The 25,265-nt window shown below is 45.4% G+C and carries 18 protein-coding genes; 10 read left to right on the forward strand and 8 right to left on the reverse strand.

Translation table 11 applies throughout. The features are described from left to right. Position 1: 1 nt before the first annotated feature. The 8 genes from EL268_RS26945 (at position 2) to EL268_RS26980 (ending at position 15,283) form a co-directional block, all read left to right on the forward strand. The gene (locus EL268_RS26945; protein WP_106652505.1) at positions 2-1,150 is read left to right on the forward strand and encodes a beta-xylosidase family glycoside hydrolase; all 1,149 of its coding nucleotides are present in this window, start codon (positions 2-4) and stop codon (positions 1,148-1,150) included. Positions 1,151-1,170: 20 nt separating this feature from the next. Further along, the gene (locus EL268_RS26950; protein WP_106652504.1) at positions 1,171-3,948 is read left to right on the forward strand and encodes a discoidin domain-containing protein; all 2,778 of its coding nucleotides are present in this window, start codon (positions 1,171-1,173) and stop codon (positions 3,946-3,948) included. 11 nt (positions 3,949-3,959) lie between these two features. Continuing rightward, on the forward strand, positions 3,960-5,105 hold the full coding sequence (locus EL268_RS26955; RefSeq protein WP_106652503.1) for a discoidin domain-containing protein: 1,146 nt from the start codon (positions 3,960-3,962) through the stop codon (positions 5,103-5,105). 3 nt (positions 5,106-5,108) lie between these two features. Continuing rightward, positions 5,109-8,942, forward strand: coding sequence for a hypothetical protein (locus EL268_RS26960; protein ID WP_232030110.1), 3,834 nt, complete (start codon positions 5,109-5,111; stop codon positions 8,940-8,942). After that, positions 8,942-11,875 (forward strand): hyaluronate lyase N-terminal domain-containing protein, encoded by a 2,934-nt coding sequence (locus EL268_RS26965; RefSeq protein ID WP_106652502.1) that lies wholly within the window; start codon positions 8,942-8,944, stop codon positions 11,873-11,875. Before EL268_RS26960 ends, EL268_RS26965 begins: the two co-directional genes overlap by 1 nt. Before the next feature lie 62 nt (positions 11,876-11,937). After that, positions 11,938-14,373: a hyaluronate lyase N-terminal domain-containing protein gene (locus EL268_RS26970; RefSeq protein WP_106652501.1), complete on the forward strand. Its 2,436-nt coding sequence runs from the start codon at positions 11,938-11,940 to the stop codon at positions 14,371-14,373. An 88-nt stretch (positions 14,374-14,461) separates the two neighbouring features. Beyond that, positions 14,462-14,815, forward strand: a complete 354-nt coding sequence (locus EL268_RS26975) for a hypothetical protein (protein ID WP_106652500.1) — start codon at positions 14,462-14,464, stop codon at positions 14,813-14,815. Positions 14,816-14,986: 171 nt separating this feature from the next. Then, positions 14,987-15,283 (forward strand): hypothetical protein, encoded by a 297-nt coding sequence (locus EL268_RS26980; protein WP_106652499.1) that lies wholly within the window; start codon positions 14,987-14,989, stop codon positions 15,281-15,283. Between the two features lie 86 nt (positions 15,284-15,369). Here EL268_RS26980 and EL268_RS26985 read toward each other — a convergent pair whose 3' ends face one another. From EL268_RS26985 to EL268_RS27005, 5 genes are read right to left on the reverse strand one after another with little or no spacing between them, the layout of a single operon-like run. Further along, the gene (locus EL268_RS26985; RefSeq protein WP_106652498.1) at positions 15,370-16,506 is read right to left on the reverse strand and encodes a M20 family metallopeptidase; all 1,137 of its coding nucleotides are present in this window, start codon (positions 16,504-16,506) and stop codon (positions 15,370-15,372) included. A gap of 12 nt (positions 16,507-16,518) precedes the next feature. Further along, positions 16,519-17,319: an ABC transporter permease gene (locus EL268_RS26990; RefSeq protein WP_106652497.1), complete on the reverse strand. Its 801-nt coding sequence runs from the start codon at positions 17,317-17,319 to the stop codon at positions 16,519-16,521. Continuing rightward, a complete protein-coding gene (locus EL268_RS26995) occupies positions 17,316-18,158 on the reverse strand; it encodes an ABC transporter permease (protein WP_106652496.1) in 843 nt (280 codons plus the stop codon). The genes EL268_RS26990 and EL268_RS26995 overlap by 4 nt, the downstream gene beginning before the upstream one ends. A 3-nt stretch (positions 18,159-18,161) precedes the next feature. Then, positions 18,162-19,256, reverse strand: a complete 1,095-nt coding sequence (locus tag EL268_RS27000) for an ABC transporter ATP-binding protein (protein WP_106652495.1) — start codon at positions 19,254-19,256, stop codon at positions 18,162-18,164. Between the two features lie 8 nt (positions 19,257-19,264). Beyond that, positions 19,265-20,383: an ABC transporter substrate-binding protein gene (locus EL268_RS27005; protein WP_106652494.1), complete on the reverse strand. Its 1,119-nt coding sequence runs from the start codon at positions 20,381-20,383 to the stop codon at positions 19,265-19,267. A 229-nt stretch (positions 20,384-20,612) separates the two neighbouring features. Between EL268_RS27005 and EL268_RS27010 the strand changes: the two genes are divergently transcribed. Then, on the forward strand, positions 20,613-21,374 hold the full coding sequence (locus EL268_RS27010) for an IclR family transcriptional regulator (RefSeq protein ID WP_106652493.1): 762 nt from the start codon (positions 20,613-20,615) through the stop codon (positions 21,372-21,374). 234 nt (positions 21,375-21,608) lie between these two features. Next, positions 21,609-22,148, forward strand: coding sequence for a hypothetical protein (locus EL268_RS27015; RefSeq protein ID WP_106652492.1), 540 nt, complete (start codon positions 21,609-21,611; stop codon positions 22,146-22,148). 72 nt (positions 22,149-22,220) lie between these two features. Here the strand turns inward: EL268_RS27015 and pdxR are convergent, their stop codons facing one another. The 3 genes from pdxR to EL268_RS27030 form a co-directional block, all read right to left on the reverse strand. Next, complete coding sequence (gene pdxR / locus EL268_RS27020; RefSeq protein ID WP_106652491.1) at positions 22,221-23,678, reverse strand: MocR-like pyridoxine biosynthesis transcription factor PdxR; 1,458 nt, start codon at positions 23,676-23,678, stop codon at positions 22,221-22,223. A gap of 82 nt (positions 23,679-23,760) precedes the next feature. Beyond that, positions 23,761-24,468, reverse strand: a complete 708-nt coding sequence (locus EL268_RS27025; RefSeq protein ID WP_106652490.1) for an ABC transporter ATP-binding protein — start codon at positions 24,466-24,468, stop codon at positions 23,761-23,763. A gap of 14 nt (positions 24,469-24,482) precedes the next feature. Further along, positions 24,483-25,259 (reverse strand): ABC transporter ATP-binding protein, encoded by a 777-nt coding sequence (locus EL268_RS27030; protein ID WP_106652489.1) that lies wholly within the window; start codon positions 25,257-25,259, stop codon positions 24,483-24,485. Positions 25,260-25,265 lie beyond the last annotated feature (6 nt).

A 25,265-nucleotide genomic window follows, 5' to 3' on the forward strand; every position in this document is an offset into this window, starting at 1 on the left:
TATGAGTGTAGTTTCTCGGCGTAAATCGGGGTTTCTCTTCGAGGATTCTTTCGATTCTCTTACCCTCGATTCCAAGTGGAACATGACACCAAATGACTCTGCAAGGTGGTCGCTATCAGACGCACCAGGCTCGCTCCGTTTAAAAGGCGGAGCCGAGCCGCTTCAACTCTTTTTAGACTCACTGACACCCGTGAAACAATTCGTCCTCGATATGAAAAATTCATACAATCCGAAAGCTTCCGGAAGCACAGGCGGATTGACTGTCTTCATTAACCACAATGACTTTTTCCACGTCGAAGAATATTACGATACATCGCAAGGCACTGCGAAAACCTTCCCCTGGCTTCGATTAATACGCGACTACAATACCTACACCGCGTATTGGTCCGAGGACGGAGCCATCTGGCACATCATCGGTTCGGAGGAATTCAACCGCCTCGCTCCCAAAATCGGTATATTTCTCAACAGCAAGGCTACAGACGACTATCTGGACATGGAACACGTTCGCGTTTTCTCCCTCCCCACTCTCACAGTCTCAAACCTCTCCCCCGGCATCCGCGTGGAACTGCTCGATTCCAAAGGAGCCCCTGTCGACTCCAAAACGTGTCGGACAAGCCAAACCTCCATTCAATTTGACATGACCCAGCATCCCATTCCTTTTACAGGCTCCCTACGTTTTGCGGAAGCAGACGGCAAAACAACGATTAGCTCAAGCGACCAGATGGAAATGTGGGGTGGAGACGAATACGACTTTTCCCCCTCTCCTACCCTCTTTTTTATCGATGGCGAAGGAAATGAGGTACACCTCCAAGACAACACAGAGGAGTTTCTCGGCCATATGCTCCAAGGCCAGTACAAGGAAGTGAAAATGATCGCCCGAAATACGATGCATCATGGAACTTTTACGGGTATCCAAGGGGTCCTCACGTCCTATGCAGGTACCGATCAGTACAAGCGGCTTGTAGATGTCGCTGTAGACCAAAACGGTGTGCCCGGCGCGTGGGGCGATTCCTTCACTCTTCCAGATACTACCGCAGGAAATGAACAAGTTTTCTGGACGCGGATTTCCCGAGAATCAGATCCAGCACTCATAGATAAAACCACGCATGTCCATTTTGGGCTTAACTTGTCCGCCATTTATACCAAATAAATCGAAAAGGAGCTGAACGTATGTCGGTCAGAATCACTCGAACAGGCAACGAGATCGTCCTGGATCATAATGAGTTGGCCAACAAGGGTAAACGTACCCACGCTGAAATCGACTCCTACCTTCAGGAGCTGGATGACGCTAGAGAGGATAAGCCGAGCTTACAGGATAAATTCCGTGAGCTAAAAGACAAAGACGACGAACAGGATCGTCAGCTTGATGCCGTGAAAAGTGATGTTTCTACCTTTCAAACGGGGCTGAATACGTTATCGTCAGCGGTCAGTGCGGCAGAAGCGAAAAATCAGACGCAAGATCTCCGTCTGTCGCAAATCGAACAAAAGAACGCGCAGCAGGACCAAGCCATTTTGAAACTGCAAAGCGATGTCTCCTCTAACCCGAACGCCGAGGTGGTTGCTGCACGCCGGGATCGGGATGGAAGGACTTTTCCCAGTCTGAAAGCTCGGTTGGATGACATGCAGGGGAAGATTGGTGCTGGGGGTGGCGGGGGAAATAATGGGGGAGCCTCAAGCAGCTCTTTTGATTTACAGACCCCAATCAATCTTTTGCTGAATACCTTCCGTGATGCGGAAACACATAACAGACCAGCCTATCGTCAGAACAACATGTATGTTGATGTATTTAGCGATTCCTCAGGAATTGATAACGAAAAGTCATCTTCTTTTGCCATTATAAATAGTACTATCTTACCCGGGCTCCATGATACAAATATCATCATGTCCAGTCCAACTGAACCTGCCCCTTATCACGTAACCTCGTCTAGTGAAACGTCTGGTTATCCTGGATGGATGGGAATCAACGGAAACTTAACTGATGCCTATTATTCAGATGGAGCAACTCCTCCCGCAGAAGGTCATTGGTGGCAAATTGACTTTTTCGTCCCCAAAATTATTACTAAGCTCGCAATCCGAGCTATTGGAATCTCAGCTGGACAGTACGGTCTTGCCACGTTTACTCTGCAAGGTTCACAAGACAATACGAATTGGACAGATTTATACGCAGGATCTCATGCAAACACAGATTCAGAGTTAGAACACAGCTTTACTAATACCTCTGCATACCGCTATTACCGCCTAGCCAAGCTTCGCAGTTATCGTAGTGCAAACCCGGTGATTTATACCGGTTGGCACGAAATTAAATTCTATGAAATTATTGACGCTGTTACTCTCGTGACTAAAGCAGTTAATGTTGGCAGTTCTCCAAAGAGTATTATTGCCACTGCTGAATATACAGGCACTGTCACCTTCGACCTGACTCTTGATGGAGTAAATTGGACAAACAATATCGATTTAAACAAGATGATCGATACATCTTCACTAAAGGGTACACACCTTCAATTACGAGCCAATATACCAACCTTAGGCAGTTTAAAGTCATTAGGATTTACTTGGTATGATGATAGTATGCTAATCCCTTCCCCAGGCTCAGGAAGCCCGACTACCGGAGGAACCCCAGTAGAAGCTGATCCCGCAATCGGCTCCATGCTTTTAAACAATACCGTGAACCTAATAAAAACTAACTTTCTTGAAGCAACATCGAAAAACGAACCAAGATACGAGCTAAAAGACTGTGTGATCGATGTATTCTCCGACGACTCCGGTATCAACTCATCGTTATCTTCGAATCATGTCGTATCAGGTGGCTCATTACTTCCTGGTCATAGCTCAAACATAATTCCTGCAATGACTAGTAACACTACCCCTTCTGGTATAGCATCGGCAAGCTCAGTCCATTCTGCTTTTCAAACTGAGCCTTGGTATGCTTTTGATAAAGACACCTCGTCACTCAATACCATATGGGCTCCTCATGGTATCCCATATGGATGGTTGCAATATGAATTCGAAAGTCCTCAAGTAATCTCTAAATACGCCATAACCGCTACCAAAGCAACTGACGTTAATTTACTAGGCTCTCCAAGAGATTGGACCTTTGAAGGATACTCTGACAATGAGTCACGTTGGGTCGTCTTAGATGAACAAACAAATGTGACTAACTGGAAACCAGCAGAGATGCGAGAATACGTGTTTTATAATAATCATCCATACAAGAAATATAGAATTAACGTTACTAGAAATAATGGGCACTCCCTATTAGAAATTCAGGAACTAGCAATGATGACGAGTGCATCTTCTTCCATTGTTACTAGCATTTCAAATCACAAAAATGTCCCCACTAAAATGGTTATCGTCGCTGAATATTCGGGAGATGTAACTTTCGACCTTTCTACCAACGGAGGAACTTCTTGGACAAATAATGTTTTGCTGGAAACATTTATTGAACTTAAACAGGCTGGAAAGGCAATCTGTCTTCGGATAAACCTTTCACCAAATAGCAAAGTTGACTCTATCGGTTATGCATGGTTTGACGATTCTATTACTTTAATTAACTCTTCTCCTTCTTCTGGAGGAAATAATTCCTCTTCTATCTTCCAAGTAGAAAAGTTTGGTGTCATTGCCTCCATTCAATCCCCTATTGAACTGAACATCCCAATCCCGAAAACTACAGATTTCAAATTACCTCCAGTTGAAGTTTTGAAATTTGCCGCTGGGGCTAATGATCAGCTCATTACAATTTCATCCTTTTCAAGTAGTGAGGATAAGAACTACGATCTCGACTCGTACATGCTACTCGATGGAAAAATCCGATTAAAAACAGACTATACTATCGAGCCGTTTGAGGAGGTCCCCCTTCCATCTGGAAACACACTATACTCTTTTCCAATTGACTTGGTCGAATTCTTAAACATAGAGAAAATCGAGATAAATGGAATATCAAAAGCTTGAGGTGAGAAAGAATGCCAGTGCCAGCAACAACAGGGCAGAAAAGAACAAGGGTTTCAGACATGCAGATTGGCGATTATATCGCCTGTGAATATTGGCAAAACACCGCAGGATCACCGGGAAGCCTTAGCTTACTTGGCACAGCTACCCGTGATGAAATTCCAGTCACAGGTATGACAGCAGCACCAACCAGTGGAAACGGTGGAACGTTTTATTTTGTCAAGGTAGATAAAGGATTGTTAATTGGAGACAGAGTTGTAAACCACTCCATTCCATGGGACACCTTAAATACAGGAAGGCTTATTCAAGGACTCCCTTGGAATAATGGAAATATCATTCCTATTATGACAAGCCACACTACGCCGACTGGCAATGTTATTGCAAGTTCTATATACAGAACAGCTTGGGATGGATGGAGGGCTTTTGATGGCAACAACAGTACCTATTGGGCAACGCAGTCTGGTGTCCTTACAGGATCGTTAATTTACGATTTTGGTTCTATTAAAAGCGTTTCGGCTTATTCGATTACCATTGTTGATTTGAATAGCAATGTTCCTCCAATCAATTGGACATTTGAAGGATGGGATGAAAGTAAAAGCGAATGGACCGTATTGGATAGTAAATTGGAATATAATGGATGGAAATCTAGTGGAATGAAGATTATTTTTCCATTACAAAAAACCGAGAGTTATTCTAAATTTCGGCTAAATATTACAAAGTCTTCACCTGGAAGCAACTTAGGAATTACAGAGCTTGAAATGTTTGAAGTAGTAGGTTCTATTCGTAGTCTTACAGGCGGAGTTGCTTATGCAGATGCGAATGGAAATATGTCCTTAACTAATCAAGGAAAAGGCGCATTTCCTATAATTAACGAATGGGATAAATACATTGTCAATTTTCCTGTTGATAAGATTCAGTCAGGAAAAACTTTAGACGATGTGTTTCATTATGCAGATAACTATTCATGGGTTCAAGAAACACCTTTGTATGGAACTTGGCGAGATGGAGCGGGAAGTGTAGGGACAGGCGCTTCTGCTTCGACAAGGATTGTACGAGGAAATACCAATAGAAGTGTCTGGATGGACATTAATTACAACTCAACCAGTTATACTACTACGACTTGGGGTTTCAGACCAGTATTTGAATACAAGGAGGTATAGCAGATGGCAACAGTAGGAGAACGTTTATTGACTCCGGAAGAAGGTTGGGCAAGGTATGACCATACTTCTTCCTTTATTAAATACACGGGGACTTGGCAAACAGAAACTGGATCATGGAACTATGGTGGAACATCTACTTATACAACCACAAATGGTGCTACCATTTCTTTTAGTTTCAGTGGGACTCAGTTACGCATCATTGGAGGTATGTTCAATGATCGAGCAAGAGCAACTGAAGTATATGTTGACGGTGTTCTTAGAGGAACAATAAATGAGCATACGACAGGTTCACCCGTTGCTCCAGCACTTGTATACAATCTTGAGGGACTGGAAGACGGAGTCCATACCGTTCAAGTAAAAACTGTGGGAACGAAATTATTTCTATTTGATGCTATTGAAGTAAATACGCAAGGATTTCTAGTTGGGCAATTGGAATCACCCCAAAAAGGTTGGAAAAGATACGAAAACTCCATTACCCAATTTCATTTTCACGGAAACTGGAATACAGAAACGAATGCAGCACACAGTGGAGGAAGTGCTATAGCTACCTCAACACTTGGAGATAAGGTTACTTTTCAATTTAAAGGAACGAAAATTAGACTGATATCAGACAGAAATACAAATAGAGAACGAAATTCTACGAAAATCACTATAGATGGCATAACCGAAACAGTTGATATGTATGGTAGTCCTATTGGAAAATACTTATCCTATGAAAAATCAAACCTGGAAAATGTCATCCATACCGTTGAAATTGAACACATCAGTTTAGGAGGGTTCACGACTCTAGATGCTATTGATATAGATGACAAAGGTCATCTTATATCGAGTGTAGGGGATCAATTACTCGAGCCAGATACAGGGTGGAGTCGATATGACACGCATGATGAAATTGATGCATTTAAATGGAGCTCAGGCTGGAGTGACTATACAGACTATAGATATTTCAAAGGAAAAACCAGGCATACAAATACCGTGAATCAAAGTGTCTCTTTTAAGTTTTATGGAACAAAAATTAGATTACTAGGCTTATATCACCCAAATCGGAGTACCAATATTTCTGTTACTGTAGATGGAGAAATGAAAACAGTCTCTATGCATTCATCTACAGAGCAATTCTCTACCATATGGTTTGAAAACTTGAAATTGCCATTTGGAGAACATACTGTTGAAATTAAAACGAATGATACAGGATATGTCGATATCGATGGAATTGAAATTGATGACAAAGGCTGGTTAGTAAGAGAAATCGGCTCTCCACTTCTGAAACCAGATATAGGGTGGAATAGGTACGATTTTACTGATTCACGCTTACTCTATAAAGGAAGCTGGAGTGACAATACAAATGACAAGGTAAGTGCAGTTGCTGGTGATACTGTTTCTTTTAGATTTTATGGAACAAAACTTAGAGTTTTGGTTAGCAGTTACAATAACAGGTCCAACATGCAAATTGTCGTAGATGATCTCCTCCCCGAAGTATTTAAAGGGTATCACAAAAAATCAGCACCTCAAACACTCGCTTATGAAATTACAGGTCTACAAAAGAAGGTACACACTGTTAAAATTACTCATTTGGGAACCAATACCTTTGCAACTCTCGATGCTATTGATATAGATGACTCCGGATCCCTGATTGCGAGTATTGGACAGCGTTTGCCTGAACCAGAACTTGGGTGGAAAAGATACGAGCAAGATGATCAGGCATTATCCTATTCCGGTACATGGGTTGTGCAAACAAGCAATACATCGTCTGGTGGAACTGCGATCTATGCGGAGAGGACTGGCGAAAATAAAGTCAAATTTGATTTCTATGGTACTAGGTTAAGAATTTTGGGTATGGCTAACAGTGGATACCATCCTGATTTAAAAGTAATAATTAACGGAGTGCAAGAAAGTTACAGTGCCACCATTGGAAGTCAAAATCAGGGATCTATACTTCAGTACGAGAATTTAGGACTTGAACTAAAAAGGCACTCTGTAGAAATTTCTTCTACAGTTGAAGGTTACTGGTGGTATATTGACGCAATTGACATTGATGCAAATGGTCGATTACTTCATCCTGACGAGGTAGCTAAAGTAAATGATCTTGAGGTAGGAAAACGCATTCGTTTCCATTACTCTGCTACATCCGGGACTGTAGGAAAATTTTCTGATTTAGGTATAGAAACAAGTAAATTTATCCCTGTAGCTTCTTCTGCAAGTTCCAATGGCGATGGTTACTTTATAATGGTGGACACTGATCACCAGGGGAGAAAAGTTCTTCTTGCAGATAGAAATATTCAAAATAATATTAGTTGGGATGTCTTGAATACCACTGGTGTCGCTAGCGGGAGCGGACTACGGTTAGAAATACTTGAGGACCTAGTTCCGACCATGACTGGACAAACTACTGATGGAGTTACTATAACTGCAAGTGCGTATTCTGACAATGACATGCCTTGGAAAGCCTTTGACAACAATGTATTAGGCCAAGAAAGACGTATCTGGTACGTGAATGGAACAGAAGCTCCGGTTGGAGGTCATTGGGTTAAGGTAAACTTTGGTAATCAAAAGAAAATTAATTATCTCTCATTGATTGGGATGAAAATATCAACAGGCTACCTCAATAATTCAATCAAAGATTGGCAACTATTTGGCTCAAATGACGACAGTACCTACGAATTATTAACATCAGGGACTGTGCCTAATATCGAAGACGCTAAGTTTGTCTACGAGTTTATCAATAATAAATCATATCAGTATTACAGAATCAATGTTTTAACTAGCCACAATAATTACAGTACTACGCAAATTGCAATTGTCGAAGCAGAACTTGCCGAAAGAAAACACGACAGCGCCTTCACCTTTCGCCTCCCGACCGGTGGTGTAAATGCTACAGATAAAGACAACGAATGGGATAAATACATGACCGATGACCGGATCTGGAATAATGTAAATCACGGTTCATGGACTAGTACAACCGATCAATCCAACCCAAAGGCACGCGTGATTCGAGGTTATAACGGCCTCAAAAACTGGACATCAGGTACAACAGATCTTACAACCCCAGGTAGAGGCTTTCGCCCGGTTCTTCTGATTGAGCCAATATACAATTATAAATTCCTCATACTAGACGGTACAGACGTGAAAACGTACACTTCTTCCGGCTGGGAAACCATTGGTACTACTCCCCCTACAGACGATATGTTTCTGAATAAAGGCATGCCCGCTCTCTCTGAATGCGCCCCTTATTTGAAAGATTTAATCGACAAATCCAACATCAAAATCCTTGTTTCGAAACCTAAAAGGGAGCCCACAGTTGCTCACCTTACTGGAGTTCCTGTACCAAGGATTGTAAAAATGAAGAATGATGTTAGCTTTCTCAGCACCTCAAAAATCAACTCTTTAACCTTATCAGGTACAGAGAAAGGCGTTTTAAGAGTAGCCATAAGTACGGACAGTGGAACAACATGGGAAGCAAAACAAAAGGATGGTTCGTGGACAACAGTTGATGTTACTAACCCCATTGATTTCAAAGCAAAAGCAATGACAATAGACGATTTCAATAGCATACAAAACTGGGGCGAGAAGCTTGGTCAAAATAGAAACTTGCGATGCGCGTTCTACTTCGAACAGTCATCATCCACTGATGAAACAAGTCTAGACTCCCTTACCATGAATGTGGACTTACTAGATTCCTGGGACATGGCTATGCCCGGAGTAGATTACAAATACGGGTATAACCGAAATACAAATCTGCGAGTCCTTTTACTCTCAGATGGAGATTACAAAATAAACGTAGGCACTGGCGGTAGCAATGGCTCCACGATTACAGAAGTAGATGGAGGTACATTCTAATGACACTGCCAATCAAATTCAAACGAGGTCTTAAAACCAATCTCCCTTCCGCTGCAGCGGCGGGAGAACCTCTTTTCACCACAGATACAAAAGAATTATTTATCGGTACAGGTGACGGGATCTCAGCTATTGGAACCGATCCAACTATGGCAGAAAGAGTTGGCAACCTAGAGAAATATCGCAGTTCCGTATCTCGGACCTATACGGAAACATTTACCTCACCAAAAGTTGACATTGAGAAAACTACTGCATGGTATTCAGCCAATGGTGTACGTACCTCTAAAATTCCCTCCATAACAGAGAATTTCACAGATTTGAGCGCTGTTGATCAAATCAATTCCTATGGCGTTAACTTCGATATTGAAAACGGATTGGTAAGACTGAGCAACACCCTTGAAGGAGTCGTTGTGTCTTCTGCTCTTCCAGTAGTAGAAGTTGATAAGTTAACAGTTCAATCAGACTATACGCTTCCTAACGCATTAGGCGTCATCTCTACCAAAAAAGTAACCGGGGAAAGGGCGTCAAAATTACCACACCTAGAACCTACTATTTTAGTAGATCGGTTAGACAGGACTTGGGTTATCAGTTCTGTCGACCGTGAAGGAATTTATGCAGTTGTAACCAATCCAGACGATTCCATTGCCTTTGAAGGGTATTTGTATTCGTACAGTGGAACTGGTTATTATGTAGCCACCTCTAGCATTACGAATGCAGTAGTTGATTATAACAACAATGTATGGATAGCAGCAGCCCTAACAAACATGCCTGGGTTGATCATTTCAATTAAGCCTGATTTCCAAGCCTTTTTAAATCCCATTTCAGTAAAAGGAAACACCACCATTAACACCTACACTCCATTTTTAAAACTCCATGTCGATAAAAACAACCGAATCTGGTACTCGTGGGGGTATTCAATTAATCTCTATTACGGATGCGTTAATTCAGATGGTACCTTTTTCATCCCTACTACTTCACAAGCTTTCACCCCATATACGGGAGTCGACAATACTGTAATGGTAGAAGACCGTACAAAAGGCTATCTTTGTTTCATCATACGAGGTTATAGCAATAACACGGTAAGAGCTCTTCGATTAAATTATGATGGAACAAACCCAACCCATTTCTCTTCGATCGGTAAAGCTTCAAGTAGATGGTTAAACGCAACCCACGATGAATTAACAGGGATTACGACTATCTTATGTGTTGATAACAATACTCCGATTGTACACCGCCTAAACTTGTCAACGGGAGCATCCACCACTTTTCCTTTGAGCGGATTCATGGCTATTGATCCTTCTTTACCGATTGGGTTTGTGTTACAAGACAAAATTATGCGGGTGTTTTATCATCAACAAACGGTTGGTTCTACCCGTCTTATCTCTATTGATCTCGCTACTTTATCAGTAGCGGAACCGGATACACTCATTCAAAGCGGGACCAATACAACAAGAGTATCTGGCTGTATTGATAGAGAAGGAAGATTAACTATTGTCTTAAATACGACCGAGTATTCTTCAAGCAACTATAGCCTGATAAAAATGTTACGTTACGGTACTGTACCTACCTCTGTAACTTTCCAGATTTCCCCTGACGGTGCATCGTGGTTTCCCGTATCACTCGGTAAGGAACTCACTCTTCCTAATAAAACAGACAAGTTAATCATGAAGATAAAGATGCAGTCACCGAATTACGGGATTTCTCCCACAATTAGAAATTATCGTATTTCACTAGGCGGAACAGCAGGAGAAATCACACAAGCATATACTTCATCTACTTTACCATCCGTTACCCCCATTTCTCGTGTTACACTTACTGCCAATCAAATTCTCGATGGCGGGGAAATTCTCTGGGAAGTAAGCAATAACGGTGGCGGGTCTTGGCAATCTGCTGAGCTAGGTCAAGAGATTGAATTTGCCAATCCAATCAACAGCGATCTTCGAGTCCGTGCGATTCTCCATTCTCCTGCTAGCGAATCAAGCACCCCCTCTATTCGAGATTTCACTGTAACAAGCGCCAACATATTATTGAACCCCTCCATAGCAGACTCCAATCTCCCCCAACGAGTCATCGATCTTGAAACAAATCTACTAAAAACAAATTTCCAGCTAATCACTTACATGAACGCGACAAAATATGGATTAAAAAACATGGTTATCGATACTTTCACAGATCTATCTGGTGTAGATATCCCGAATAGCCAAGCTGTCTATGACCATATTCAAAAAAAATTCACTACTGGAATCGTAGACATCGTACCTCCCATGACTGCTAACGACGCCCCAGCCCCTTTTATAGTGAGTGCAGACAGTGTTACTGGTGGTGCTGTGTTTCATTTGTTTGACCGCAGCTTAGCAAGTGGCTGGAGTACAACTGTAGGTGGACATCATTGGATCAAAATCTTTCTGGATGATCCCGGACAGAGTGTTGATCGATATCTTTTATCTGGAGGGGCAAATTACGCCCCTACTACCTGGCAATTGCAAGGCTCCAATAATAATATGACTTGGGATACGCTCCATTCCGTCTCCGGTTATGTTTGGACTCGGTATGAAGGCAATGAATTTACCATTCCCACTGAGAACATCAAACCTTATAAATGCTATCGATTCTACTCTACCTCTTCCCAATACGGGTCTGGCGCAACCCAGATTCAGGAATTACGATTGCAAAAGGCCGTAGACCAAAATCATCTACAATCCAAGCCCGAGAACACCACTACACCGCCAAATAAAATCGTGATTGTCGGAGATGAGACGGTTAATGGGGGTAGCATCAAATACCAGGCGTCTCGAGATGGCGGAAACACTTGGACAGACGTTCCTGCACAAACGCTAACGAATATTTCCAGCCAACCAGACGGAACACAACTTGTCGTGAAAGCAATCATCACTGGGAATGCTGAGCTCAATGCGTGGGGCTACTACTATGAGTAAGACAGATTAACTCATACAAGTCGCGACTGCCAAGCTAGGCGGAAGGAAATGGAGGATTATTCATGTCACTACCAATCAAACTCAAACGCGGTCTAAAAGCCAATCTCCCTTCCGCTGCATCAGCGGGGGAGCCTCTTTTTACAATCGATACCCATGAACTTTTTGTCGGAACAGGTGAAAGTGTAGTACCAATCGCAGCATCTGATCCCACTCTTGCAAATCGAGTAGAAGAACTTGAAATGCACAGAAGTACCATCTCCAGCACCTACTCTGAAGAATTTGATACATTAACCTATGTCGACTCCGAAAAGACAACCGCTGGAATTGTAGGGAGCAGAGTAACTCCTACAGTTACCCCTGACTTTACGGAAGACTTCAGCACTACGAACTACTTTGACGAGTTAAATTCTATGGGGGTTACTGTTGACACAACTAACCGTCTCATCAGGAACACAGCCGGGATAAAAAATGGGATTTTTTACTCCGAGCCGATTACCATCCCGAATACTGACAAAATAACGATAAACGCTGTAGCCAACGAACCTAGCGCATACGCTTTCTCAGAAGCCACTCGCTTTTCTTATCCCGGAAGTGTCTTTTCGCAGCCTATGGGTTTTACAGACCGCACGAATCGTACTTGGAAGGTGGCTCTAGTAAACGGCACAGGGATTTATGCAAAGGTAACAAATCCTGATGGCAGCCTGTCGTTTGAAGGAACGATCTTGCCATTCAAGGGGAATACTCATACGCTTCCTTTTCAATCGGTCGACTATGTTGTGGACTACAACAATCGTGTCTGGTTCTCTATTTCAAATTCGTCACTCGGTGGGGTAGTTGGTGCTGTTAATAGTGATGGCACTACTTTCAAAGATTGGTATACCCTTTATTTAGGATCAGGAACAGTGGTAGCAACATCAATGACTCTAGATAATCAGAATAGGGTATGGGTCTTTCATTCCGTTTCATCCTATACGCGACTTCATGTTTTTAGTAGTGATGGTCTTATAGTTAAGGATTTGACTAATATTCTTACATCCGGGCCATCCGATTACTTACGCTCAGCCTATGACCCAGTAAGAAACCAAGTTGCTCTAGGTATGGTAAACGGAAATTATTTTAAAGTATTTCTTTTCGACAGTTCATTTCGGAGTGTTCGAAATATACAACTAGCAAATGGAGGTAAAGACATCTCCATCGATATGATGTATGATCCCGTCTTAGATAGGTACATCGCCATACAAACAATTTATACGGGCAGTACTAATTCCTACACAGTTAAGCTTTATTCCCTTCACCCAGAAACACTTGTTCAGACCACTTCAGTGGTAAACATCAACGCAAATTGGGTCTCAAGACTAGTTGCTGACGGCTCCAACTACCACTTTGTTTACTCGTCAGATACTGAGCTAAATAAATACTATCTTGCTACATTTAAAGCTTCCGATTTATCAATGATCGATACTTCAGTCACGGTCTCGCCATTTGTTGGCAAACATTATCCCTTCAAGGATAGCAATGGGGTCCTCCGAACACTCTCTTTGACTACTAGATATGAAGCCAACCAAGCCATCGACGAATACACTTTTGGAGCATCCAAAGCTACCGTTACGTTGGAGGTAACCACCAACAACGGGCTAGAGTGGATCAATGCTATATCAGGAGAGGAAATTACATTCCAAACTCCCTCCACCTCACTACTTTTACGAGCCAGATTAAACTCGCCTACTGCAAATCTATCTCCAGAGCTGTACGGGTACCGTGTGATTACAGGAACTCTTTCAGGGGAGGTTACCCAAGAGTTTGTAAGCACCAAGCTCCCTTCTGTATCTCCCGTTGCCCATGCCTCGCTTACCGCTGACCAAACCCTTCAAGAAGGCTCAATAGACTGGTACCTATCCAACGACGGCGGCGCTACTTGGGAATCAGCCACCCTTGGACGTAAACATTCCTTTAAGAACCCACTTTATGCAGATTTACGGGTAAAAGCAGTCATCACCTCGCCTTCTGGCTCCGTGAAATCCCCTGCCATCTCTGGTTACACCCTTACCAGTTCCAACCTATTACTCTCCCCAGCCAAAACAGGAACCAACCTAACCGCCACCATGTCAGCGGACCAAACCCTATCCGCCCCTCACACCTTCACCAAAATTGCTTTCAATACACCCTTCCAAGACGAACTGCAAGAATTCGATAAAAACCTAAATCGCTTTATCGCAAAGGTACCGGGCGACTACTTAATTGTTGGCTCAGCCCGAATCATTAGCCCAACAACCTCGCCAAACGGACTGCATCTAGAAGTCAGAATCAACGGTGAACTTCATAAAGTACTCAGCAGCATCGTTTCCTATTCCAACCATGCCTGGTGTCTCAACGGCTCAAGCATCGTTCGACTTCAACCAGGCGACTATGTAGAGCTTTTCGGCTACTCGTTTTTTGCCAATAGCGTCATAGAAGCCCTCCCCGCTTATACTTACTTCCAAATCAAGCAGTTGTGGTAAAGGACAATCTCTCAAACCACCGTGAGAAAATCCCTAAACTGTCTACTCTATATATAGACCTCACAAGAGAAAGCAGGTGAACAAACGGATGATCCAAACACTACTCAACTCTTCCACTCTCCCTTTGGTAGTATCCAGTGTGCTGACGGCAATCGTCACCTATCTGGTTGCTCGCCACAACAACAAGAAAGAGTTGATGATTACAGACAGGCAGCAAATCTCGCGGGAAAACCAGCAAATTCGCCAGGAGCTGCGTCAGGAAATGGACAAGCTCCGGGAAGAACTCCATGTTTGGCGCAACCGTTGCATGGAGCTTGAAACCATCGTGCAGGAGTGGCGAGATAAATACACGACGCTGGTAGTAGAGAGACAACAGCTGGAGTACCGTGTAAAAGAGCTGGAGACCGAGCTCAAAACGTACATGCAAGCGAGGATTTCCTAAATGTTGCCGACCCAGCCGTTCCTCCTCCACAAAAGGGTTATCTGCAAAGGTGACACCTACCTTCCTTGGGGCGAAATCTCGCTTCGAGAACTAACTCCCTTCCAAATGAATGACTGCTCGATGTTTTCCCCGAAGTACGCCCCGCTTTACTAACAAAAGGAGGAACAACCTTTGATTGACATTGATCAGTTCATTCACAGCCTGAGTCTGCTTACTTTTATGGCGATCTTGATTGAAGCCGTAACCGAAATTTTGAAGAATGCCTTCCCCGTACTAAAAGACCGCTCCACTTACATCCTCTCTATCCTCATTGGCATTTCGCTCTCCCTCGCTTTTCAAGTCAACCCCTTTGGTCTTGAGGGCAGCGGCTACTACGTTTCCGCCGTGCTGGCTGGTATCCTCACGAGCCGCGGAGCGAACTACCTTAATAGCTTTGTGAAAAAGCTGAATACATCCTCGAAACAATAACCTCTTCTTCCTCACACAAAAGCACCTGCCCGATGCAACATCACACGCATCAGGCAGGTGCCCCTTCTTTTTTCTCTATACTCTCTCTATACTTCCTCTATCAACCGCGCCAACAAGGTAGCACGCGTCGATATTTCTCCCAGTTCGATCCATTCATCCGGCGAGTGGGCGTAGCCACCCTTTACACCAAGTCCATCCAGCGTCGGGACTCCGCAAGCAGCAGCGAAATTGCCATCGCTTACTCCGCCTGTACCCGACTCTTCCAAAGCCATCCCTAGTTCATTGATGCTAATCGATTGTGCAAGGGAAAATAATTTGCCTGTCTCTTCGGTTCGCTCCATCGGTGGTCGGCGAATGCCTCCCTTTACACTGATGGTAGTACCGGCGAGCACTGGCGTGAGCTCACTCATTACCTTCTCAATGCGTAATGCCTCTTCCATCGAGATAAACCTCACATCTACTTCTGCTTCTGCCGAGTCGGCTACGACATTGGAGCCAATTCCGCCCTTGATGACGCCCACATTGACGGTCGTTCCTTTCTCGTAATCGGTCAAGGCATGCAGAAATTGCACCTGTCTTGCCAGCTCTTCAATAGCAGAGACACCTTTTTGATGATCGACGCCAGCGTGTGAGGAAATACCGCTGACTGCCACTGTAAAATAGGCGCTTCCCTTCCGCCATGTTTTGAGCGCGCCACTCGGTTCTGTCGGCGGCTCCAACACAAAGCTCGCCACCGATCGCGCGGCTTCTTCTTCTACCAGTCGGCGAGAAGTCGGGCTGCCGATCTCCTCGTCACTGTTTAATAGGAGCACGATTTTTTTATCTGCAGGCAAGCGATCCAGCTTCACCAATGCCCGCATCGCAAACATTGCTTGCAAAACGCCCGCTTTCATATCGTATACGCCCGGCCCGTACGCTTTCTCATCCCGGATCGCAAATGGTCGGCGAGCCGCCTCTCCTTCTAGCCATACGGTATCGTAGTGACCGATGATGAGGATTTGCTTTTCCCCGTTGCCCAGCGTACAACGCACCTGATCGCCATACGTCTTATTCGGGATCAGCTCTGCTACTCCCCCTGTCAGCCGTTGAAACTGCAGGGCGAACCAGCCCGCCATGCGGTCGCCCAGCTGTTTGTCACGAGAAGGCGAGTCCATGTTGACTGCCTCTTCGAGTAGCTGTAGATAGTGGGGCATATTCTCTTGTACATAAATGTGGATTGACATAGTGCCTCTTCCTTAGTGAGATTGTGAATTGAGTCCGAACAGGCGCTCTAGTCCGTACACTTTTTCCAACAAGACGATGAACACCAGACTCAGCAGGATGACCACCGAGGAAATCGAAGCCACCAATGGGTCAAGTGTTTCCTGCATATAGGTGAAAATCGCGAGTGGCAGCGTCGTCGTATCCGGTGCCACCAAGAATAAGGAAACCGTCACATTGTCAAACGACGTCAAGAACGAAAAGATCATCCCCGACACGATGGCCGGACGCAACAGTGGCAACGTAATATCCCAGAACACCCGAAACGGATGGGCACCCAGCATGTATCCCGCTTTTTCCAACGTATAATCGAACGAGCTAAGCCCTGTGAGCACCAGCCTAACGACATACGGAATCGAGATCAGCATGTGCGCCAGCAAAAGCCCCGTAAACGTCCCCGCGATACCAATTCGCGTGAAAAACAGCAGCGCGGAAATCCCGATAATGAGCGAAGGAACGGTAAGCGGTGAAAGCATCAGTGCGTTGATGATGCCGCTCCCGCGAAACTTGTATTTGGACAGCGCGAATGCAGCCAATGTCCCTAAGAAAGTCGCCAAAATCGCCGTTACCGTAGCTAGCTTCAGACTGAACCACAGCGAATCGATGAACTCCGGCCGATCCAAAATCATTTCATACCACTGCCACGAAAACCCTTCCGGCGGAAAAGCGAGATATCCGGCTGCCGTAAAGGAGCTCGGGATAATGACCAGAAACGGCAGATTGACCAAAACAAGTACAAAGAACGTGATGAGTCCGAGTACGTTTATTTTTTTCATGACGCAAACACCTCTTTATACCGCTTGGTTTCAATCAGCTTCGTATACAAAGTCACCAATAGAATCGTGCTGCCTAAGAGCAGGAAGGCAAGTGCCGCACCCAAAGGCCAGTTCAGTGTCGCCATGATTTGCTCATAGGCAATGACAGGCAAGACCTTCACGGAAGTGCCGCCCATTAAAGCAGGTGTCACAAAGGCACTCATCGACAAGCTGAACACCAGTGTCGTACCGGCAATAATCCCCGGCAAGCACAAAGGCAAAGTCACACTGAAAAACGTCCGCATGCGGGAAGCACCCAAAATCGAAGCTGCCTTGTTCAAAGACGGATCGATTGCATACAAGCTGGTTGCAATCGCCAGAACCATGTAGGCAATAAAGGAATCTGTCAGACCGATCACAATCCCCAGCTCGTTGTACAACAGCCGCAATGGTTGATCGATCAACCCCAGACTGATCAACGTTTCATTGATCCACCCTTTTTCCCCCAAAACCACTACCCAACCGAAGTTGCGAATAACAACACTGATAAGGTGAGGGGCAAGAATCAGCATGGTAACAATTCCACGCATTTTCCCTGTAGCCTGTGCCATGTACATCGCTACAGGGAATCCGAGCAAGAGGCTTGCCAGTACCGTCCAGAGACTCACGCGAATCGTCCGCCAAAGAATCTCCAAGTAGTACGGATCTTGTGCAAATAATAAATAATTGTGCAAAGAGAACGCCTGATTCTCATCCTGAAAGCTGAGCAAAAGCATCATCAGCATCGGGAGGATGAATACTCCAAGCAGTAAAATCATCGCAGGTGCTGTCAACAATGTAACCGAGAGACGCTTGCTCATCCGTCATCCCCTTCCTGCGGGCATGACCAGTACGTCGTCCGCGTTCCATTGACAGTAAACCGTTTGACCTTCTTGGCGGTCCACCGAACGATCGGTCATTTGGACTTTTACCGAAAGCGTATGCTCCCCGACCTTGACCTCGCATTCTGTGTACGAGCCCAGGAAGGAGGCAAGCTGCAAATGTCCCTTTACCCGATTTACTTCCTCACTGACTGCAGTATCGGTCAGCTTGATTTTCTCTGGTCGGATAAAAATGATCACTTTTTCATGGAGTGCCACTGTTCGCTGTTGCTTTGCCGCCTTCACGAGCATTCCACCAGTCGTCTGCAACGTGAGTACATCCCCGTCAATTCCGATGACTTCCCCTTCCAAACGGTTCGTCTTACCGATGAAGGTATGTACGAATTCAGAGGCGGGCTGATTGTAAATCTCCAGCGGTGTACCGATTTGCTCCACGAATCCGTGATTCATGACTACAATGCGATCAGAGAGCGCTAACGCCTCTTCTTGGTCATGTGTCACGAAAATAGTCGTAACGCCGATTTCGTGATGTAAGCGCTTTAACTCATCGCGTAGCTCTTCACGAAGTTTGGCATCCAGGTTACTGAGCGGCTCATCCAAAAGCAGGAGCGACGGCTCAATAACAAGCGCCCTTGCAATCGCAATCCGCTGACGTTGTCCGCCCGAGAGCTGTTTCGGGTAGCGGTCTGCTACGTTTGGCAGCTTGACCAGAGACAGTACGCGATTCACGCGCTCTTGCATTTCTTGCTTGTTCACTTTGCGCAATTTCAAGCCGTAAGCGATGTTTTCCGCCACAGTCATATGCGGGAACAGCGAGTACGTCTGAAACACCATTCCCAGCTCCCGTTTGTACGGAGGTACGCCATTCATTCGCTGCCCCTTGATCAAGAGGTCTCCGCCATCCGGGTCCAAAAAACCGGCAATCATATTCAAGGTCGTGGTCTTACCGCAACCAGATGGGCCGAGGAACGAGATGAATTCGCCTTGCTCCACCTGCAGGTTGAAGTTTTGAACCACGACATTGCTTTGAAATTTTTTCATGATGCCGCGCAGTTCAACGTCAATCACCTTGGTCACGTGAATACCTACTTTCCTGTTTTGGGTGCGATTTCTTTGTTAAAGCGATCCAGCCAAGCAGATGTTTCCTTGCTCACTACGCCATAGTCGAAGTTGACAACCTTTGTACGATCGAATTCCAATGTTTTCGCTACAGCGTCTGGCAGCTTCACAGATGTTGCCGGATTGTAGTACAGCTTCGTTGCGTACATCGTTTGAATTTCATCTGTCAAAAGGAAATCGACGAATGCTTTCGCGGCTTTTGGACTCTTCGAACCTTTTACCAGCGTAGCTACGTTCGGTACGATGTTTCCGCCTTCTTCAGGGAAAACGAACTCCAATGGAACGCCTGCTTCTTTTTGTGTCAAGCTGCGCGCCATTGTCCAAGTGGTGTAGGCTGCGCTCTTGTTTTGCAGATTTTGCTGGAGCTGTGCAGCACTCTTCGCAAAGGTCGGCATGTATCCTGCAATCGTTTCCATTTGTTTGAAGCCTTGTTCGATGTCTTTCTCAGACCCGCCATTTGCATATGCCAGCATGATCATCGCAGAGCGTCCGAAGTTGCTCGCTACGTCTGTCATTGTGATGTAGCCCTTCACTTCAGGCTTCGCCAGGTCATTCCAGGATTTCGGTACAGGCAAACCTTTTTCTTTTACCAGGTCCGCATTGTAGGAAATCCCCATCGGCGTGAAGTTCACGACTACACCGCTATCCTCAGTGACATGCAAATCTTCTGGCACGTTTTTCATGTTCGGGATATCGGTTGCAGATACGGTTTCCCACAGGCCTTCTTGACGTCCCTTCTCTTGTTCGCCGCCCTCAACGATTGTCAGGTCGATTTGCGGAGCATTTTTTTGTGCCTTAACCTTCGCTACGATCTCTGTAGAAACACCAGAAACATAGGTCAGCTTTACATTCGGATACTTCTCGTTAAACTTCTTGAACACTTCATCCTTCATCATCTTTTCAACGGTCGCGCCGTTCCCTGCCACTACCAATGTGTCTTCCAGCTGAACCTGTGCCTCGGCGCCGCTATTGTTGCCAGCAGTCGGTGCAGGAGCAGATGTTTGCGGCGTGGAGGAGCCACATCCAGCCAGCAAGGAACCAGTCAAAGCGAAAATGGACAAGACGGATAATGCCTTTTTCTTCATGTAAGTTCGACCCCCGATTGTCTGTATTGTTCACGAATAGAGAACAACGTTTCCTATTCGAGAACGATAATGTTATACTAGCATAAAGATACTGACTATTCAAGGTAGTCGTACTAGAAGCATCATTGTCCCAATTACAGGCTTGTCACCATTCTTTCTAATGGTAAAATAACCTCATTCGAGACTCTTCTTTATAGAGGGGCTACTGTACGTTAAAGGAGACGTTTGTATGGACCAAGTATTGTCTTCTGTTCGAAATGGCTGTCGGCTGTTAAAAATATTTCTCGATTCGCCAAAGGAACTCGGGGTAACGGAGCTCAGCAAAAAGCTCCAGCTGTCCAAGGGAGCCGTTCACAAGCTCCTGTCCACGCTGGAGTCTGAAGGCTTTATCCGCCAAAATGAAAAAACCAAGCAGTATACGCTTGGCTACACGTTGCTGGAGCTGGGCACTAAGGTGCTCACGAATCACGATATCGTTGATTTCTCCAAGCCGTTCTTAGGTCAGCTCGTCTCACGGACAAACGAATTGGCTGTCTTATGTGTACAAGATTCCAAGGACGCGATCTATGTAGCCAAAGAGGATTCCCTTCATCCTATTCGCTTTACCGTAGAATCCTTCCGGCGTTTTCCTCTTTACTCTACCTCCGCTGCGAGGGTTTTGCTCGCCTATCAGCCGGAGGAGTTTCAGGATGAGATTTTGCAGGAACACCCACTGAAAAGCTACACGCCTCATTCGTACACCTCGGTCGATCAAATCAAAGAGGACTTGGTGACGATCCGCGAGCGGGGCTATGAAATTAGCTCAAATCGACGCAATACAGGCGTGACCGGTATCGCCGCCCCGATTTTTGATTCAACTGGACACGTAACTGCATCCGTCAGTGTCATCGGTCCCACTGACCGCGTGATGCCGAAAAAAGAAGAGATTTTACAAGAAACGCTAGCGACGGTACGTGCGATGTCTGCTCAGTTAGGGTATCGAATGTCTTGAAATTAGTTTAAGCTGCCACGAAAAACCTCCTGTTCATCAGTCTACTCTGAAGAGAGGAGGTTTCTCTTTTTTTTGACTCACTTGTTTTCCAATTGTAAGCCCAGAGCCGTTCACCTGCATTTCACTCGAAATAGTATGTAAAATTTTTCATCTTGAGGCGAAACGGTCTAGTTAGTTTTTCGTCTTACTAGTTGTGTATTGTGTTACATGTAACTAGAAAGGAAATGACACCCTATGAGAAAAACATATTTGCTGCTTTCTTCTTTGTTATTCTGTGCTTTGTTTATTACTGACGCTCATGCAGTTTCACCTCAAGGAACTGTTGCACCTGTTCCTCCCCAAGTCATTGTTCCAATAAGTAGCAAGGATAAACACGGAAATACCATTGAAAAATCAATGGCATATGTGAAAACGTTGCAAGTGAAAAACGGAAAACTAATCGTCTCGCTTGACTATGTTCAATGGTTTTTCGGTGAGGCAGCAGTAAAAGCTTATCGTCAAGATCATCCATTAGAAAAAGAGGACTATCCAATGCCATATTACATTCGTAATAGCAGTCCTAAAATTAGAACGTTTGAAATTTCTCCAAAGGCTTCGTTTACTCTTCAAACCAACTCTACACAAAAAGATGGGAATTTCTATTGGAATGAACCAGTAAACACCGATACTTTTAAAAAGTTTGTGCTATCCAAGGGAATTCCTTATCAGATACCATTCCACGTTGAAGTAACGAATGGAATCATCACAAAAGTTACTGAACAGTACGTTCCCTAATAAATTATTAGCAGCACTCCCTTTTTGGGATGCTGCTTTTCATTTGTTTAACTTGGATAGTTTAATCTTCATTTAGGCCTTGCCCATATCCTTGTGCAAATAAGGCTCCCATACACGTTTCAATAGACGAATGCCAGCCTCAATCTCCTCGATGGTCTGCCCCCCGAATCCGAACTGAAAAGCCGGAAGTCCATTTTCCTGCGGATGAATCCATTTGTGTGCGGTTGGATAGACACGAACGCCTGATGAAGCCGCAATTTGCTTCAGCTGTTGCGGAGTGCTCTCACTTTTCACTTCTACCGTCACGGACAGCCCGGCATCCTGACCTTTGATCCGGATGTACGCTCCAAAGTGTTCCTGCAAGCACTGAAGCAGCGCCCCATGCTTTTTGCGGTAAAGCGTCCGCATCTTGCGAATATGCCGCTCCCAATCGCCATTTTTCATGAACAGGGCCAGCGTCTCCTGATGAATACGCGATGCCGACTGGTCAAAGTCCGCCAATTTCTCCTGATATACCGCTAATAACGCATGCGGCAAAACCATATAGCTCATCCGAATCGATGGCAGCAATGCCTTGGAAAACGTCCCCAAATAAATGACGCGCCCCTGCGTATCCAGTCCTTGAAGGGAAGGAATCGGCTTGCCATGATAGCGAAACTCACCATCGTAGTCATCCTCCATGATGTAGCTCCCCGTCTGATTCGCCCAGTGCAGCAGCTTTTGCCGTTTGGCATACGGCATGACAATTCCAGACGGGTCCTGATGAGACGGTGTGATATAAACCAGCTGTGCTCGACTCTCACTGAGCGCTTCCACATCAATCCCATCCTCCGCCAGCTTGATTGGGCGCACATCATAACCCAAATGGGAAAACACGGCACGTACACCGTGATAGCCCGGCTCTTCCATCGCAACAGCCTGTCCCCGTGTTCCGAATAAGAATCCCAATAAGCTGATCATCACCTGCGTCCCCGCACCGATCACAATTTGTTCCGGCGTAGCTTGTACGCCCCGAGCTCGTCCGAGATAGCGTGCGAGCTCCTCCCGCAGCTGCGGCTCACCTTGTCGATCGCCGTAGTAGAGCACATGCTTGTTTTCTTCCTGCATGCATTGGTTGGTGTACTTGCGCCAACGGTCAAAAGGAAAATGCTCGGCATCTACGCGGGCTTGGTGAAAATCATATTGGATCGGGACTGCTGAGGGTGGAGGTGTTTGGACGTAAGCCGTTTTTGCTGGTTGCTGCCCTTTTCCTGCAGGTACAGGTACAGGCACTGGCCCATCCCAGTCCACATCGACCACATAAAATCCGCTTCGCTCCCGACTCTCGATGTAGCCTTCTGCCATGAGCTGGTGATAGGCGCTCTCGACAGTCGTTTTACTCACTTGCAAAAATCCGCTCAATGCCCGAACAGAAGGCAGACGCGTCCCGGAGATCAAGCGCCTCCCTTGAATTTCTGTACAAAAATACCGATAAAGCTGTAGATAGAGAGGTTCGCTCCCTTCTACAAAGCGGGGACTAATATCTAACAAGCTACATCCTCCTCGCTGACCAAATGAAAAACCGACGGAGACAAAAATCTCCATCGGTACTCATGTTTCTATTACGCCAATATTACGCCAAATACGCCTCTCTTACCTGCGGATTCATCAATAATGTCTGGGCGTCGTCTTTCAAAATAATTTCGCCTGTCTGAATCACATAACCGCGATGCGCGACAGACAGCGCCTGATTCGCATTTTGCTCGACCAAGAGAATCGTCATGCCTTCCTTGTTCAGCTCCGTAACGATGTCAAAAATCTGCTCTACCAGAATCGGCGCCAATCCCATCGACGGTTCATCGAGCATCAGAATTTTGGGTTTCATCATCAGGCCACGCGCAATCGCCAGCATTTGCTGCTCGCCCCCGGACATCGTGCCACCTTTTTGACTAACCCGTTCCTTCAGTCGAGGAAAGTAAGCAAAGGCGCGCTCGATTCCTTCTTCGATCACCTTTTTATCGGATACACTGAAGGCACCCATCTCCAAATTCTCGCGTACGGTCAGCTTGGGAAAAATGCGGCGGCCTTCCGGGACGTGAGCGATTCCTGCTAAGGCAATATCATGTGTACGCATCTGCGTAATGTCTTTGCCATTAAAGATGACTTTTCCTTCTTTAGCACGGGTCTGCCCACATATCGTTTTCAACGTGGTCGATTTACCTGCCCCGTTGGAACCAATCAGCGTCACCACTTCGCCTTCGTTTACCGTCATGCTCAATCCTTTTAATGCGTGGATGCCGCCGTAATACGTATGAACGTTAGTCAGCTCTAGCAATGCCATCGATTTTCCTCCTTCTACGACACGTCCGACGCACTTTTTCCGAGATAGGCCTCAATGACGTTAGGGTTGTTGCGGATTTGTTCGGGTGTTCCTTCTGCAATTTTTCTCCCGTAATCCAACACGTGAATGTATTCGCTGAGTCCCATGACCAGCTTCATATCATGCTCGATCAAGATAATCGTCAAATCGAGCTCTTTTTTCAGCCGACGAATAAAATCCGTCATCTCAACCGTCTCGCGAGGATTCATCCCTGCCGCCGGTTCATCGAGCAAAATGATTTGCGGATTGGTCGCCATCGCCCGGGCAATTTCCAAGCGGCGTTGAAGCCCGTAAGGCAGACTTCCTGCTGCTTCATTGGCAATATGTGCGATCCCGACATACTCCATGAGCTGATAAGCCTCGACACGCGTCCGCTCTTCCTCCTGGCGTACACGTTTGGAATTGAACAGGATACCGAGAATTCCAGCGGACAAGCGGCTATGCACACCCACCATGACATTTTCCAATGCCGTCATTTCTTTGAACAGACGAATGTTTTGAAAGGTGCGGGTGATACCGCGACTCGCGATCTGATCAGGACGAAGCTTCTTGATGCTTTTGCCATTCAGCAGGATTTCTCCCTCATCTGGCTCGTAAAATCCGGTAATCATATTGAAAAAAGTCGTTTTTCCGGCCCCATTCGGACCGATGACAGCCGTAATGCTTCCTTTTTCGATGCCAATCGAAACGTCTTGATTGGCTACCAAGCCGCCAAAGCGCTTCGTTAAATTTTTTGCCTCTAACAATGCCATGCTCAT

The organism is Brevibacillus brevis, assembly GCF_900637055.1.
Classification (GTDB): Bacteria; Bacillota; Bacilli; order Brevibacillales; family Brevibacillaceae; genus Brevibacillus; species Brevibacillus brevis.

Bases quoted from the DNA above. Each gene is read 5' to 3' on its own strand.
- EL268_RS26975 (WP_106652500.1), top strand. From the start codon at position 14,462: ATGATCCAAACACTACTCAACTCTTCCACTCTCCCTTTGGTAGTATCC.
- EL268_RS26995 (WP_106652496.1), bottom strand. From the start codon at position 18,158: ATGAGCAAGCGTCTCTCGGTTACATTGTTGACAGCACCTGCGATGATT.
- EL268_RS27005 (WP_106652494.1), bottom strand. From the start codon at position 20,383: ATGAAGAAAAAGGCATTATCCGTCTTGTCCATTTTCGCTTTGACTGGT.
- EL268_RS26945 (WP_106652505.1), top strand. From the start codon at position 2: ATGAGTGTAGTTTCTCGGCGTAAATCGGGGTTTCTCTTCGAGGATTCT.
- EL268_RS27010 (WP_106652493.1), top strand. From the start codon at position 20,613: ATGGACCAAGTATTGTCTTCTGTTCGAAATGGCTGTCGGCTGTTAAAA.
- EL268_RS26960 (WP_232030110.1), top strand. From the start codon at position 5,109: ATGGCAACAGTAGGAGAACGTTTATTGACTCCGGAAGAAGGTTGGGCA.
- EL268_RS27025 (WP_106652490.1), bottom strand. From the start codon at position 24,468: ATGGCATTGCTAGAGCTGACTAACGTTCATACGTATTACGGCGGCATC.
- EL268_RS26985 (WP_106652498.1), bottom strand. From the start codon at position 16,506: ATGTCAATCCACATTTATGTACAAGAGAATATGCCCCACTATCTACAG.
- EL268_RS26955 (WP_106652503.1), top strand. From the start codon at position 3,960: ATGCCAGTGCCAGCAACAACAGGGCAGAAAAGAACAAGGGTTTCAGAC.
- EL268_RS26990 (WP_106652497.1), bottom strand. From the start codon at position 17,319: ATGAAAAAAATAAACGTACTCGGACTCATCACGTTCTTTGTACTTGTT.
- EL268_RS27030 (WP_106652489.1), bottom strand. From the start codon at position 25,259: ATGGCATTGTTAGAGGCAAAAAATTTAACGAAGCGCTTTGGCGGCTTG.
- EL268_RS26970 (WP_106652501.1), top strand. From the start codon at position 11,938: ATGTCACTACCAATCAAACTCAAACGCGGTCTAAAAGCCAATCTCCCT.
- EL268_RS26950 (WP_106652504.1), top strand. From the start codon at position 1,171: ATGTCGGTCAGAATCACTCGAACAGGCAACGAGATCGTCCTGGATCAT.
- EL268_RS26965 (WP_106652502.1), top strand. From the start codon at position 8,942: ATGACACTGCCAATCAAATTCAAACGAGGTCTTAAAACCAATCTCCCT.
- EL268_RS27015 (WP_106652492.1), top strand. From the start codon at position 21,609: ATGAGAAAAACATATTTGCTGCTTTCTTCTTTGTTATTCTGTGCTTTG.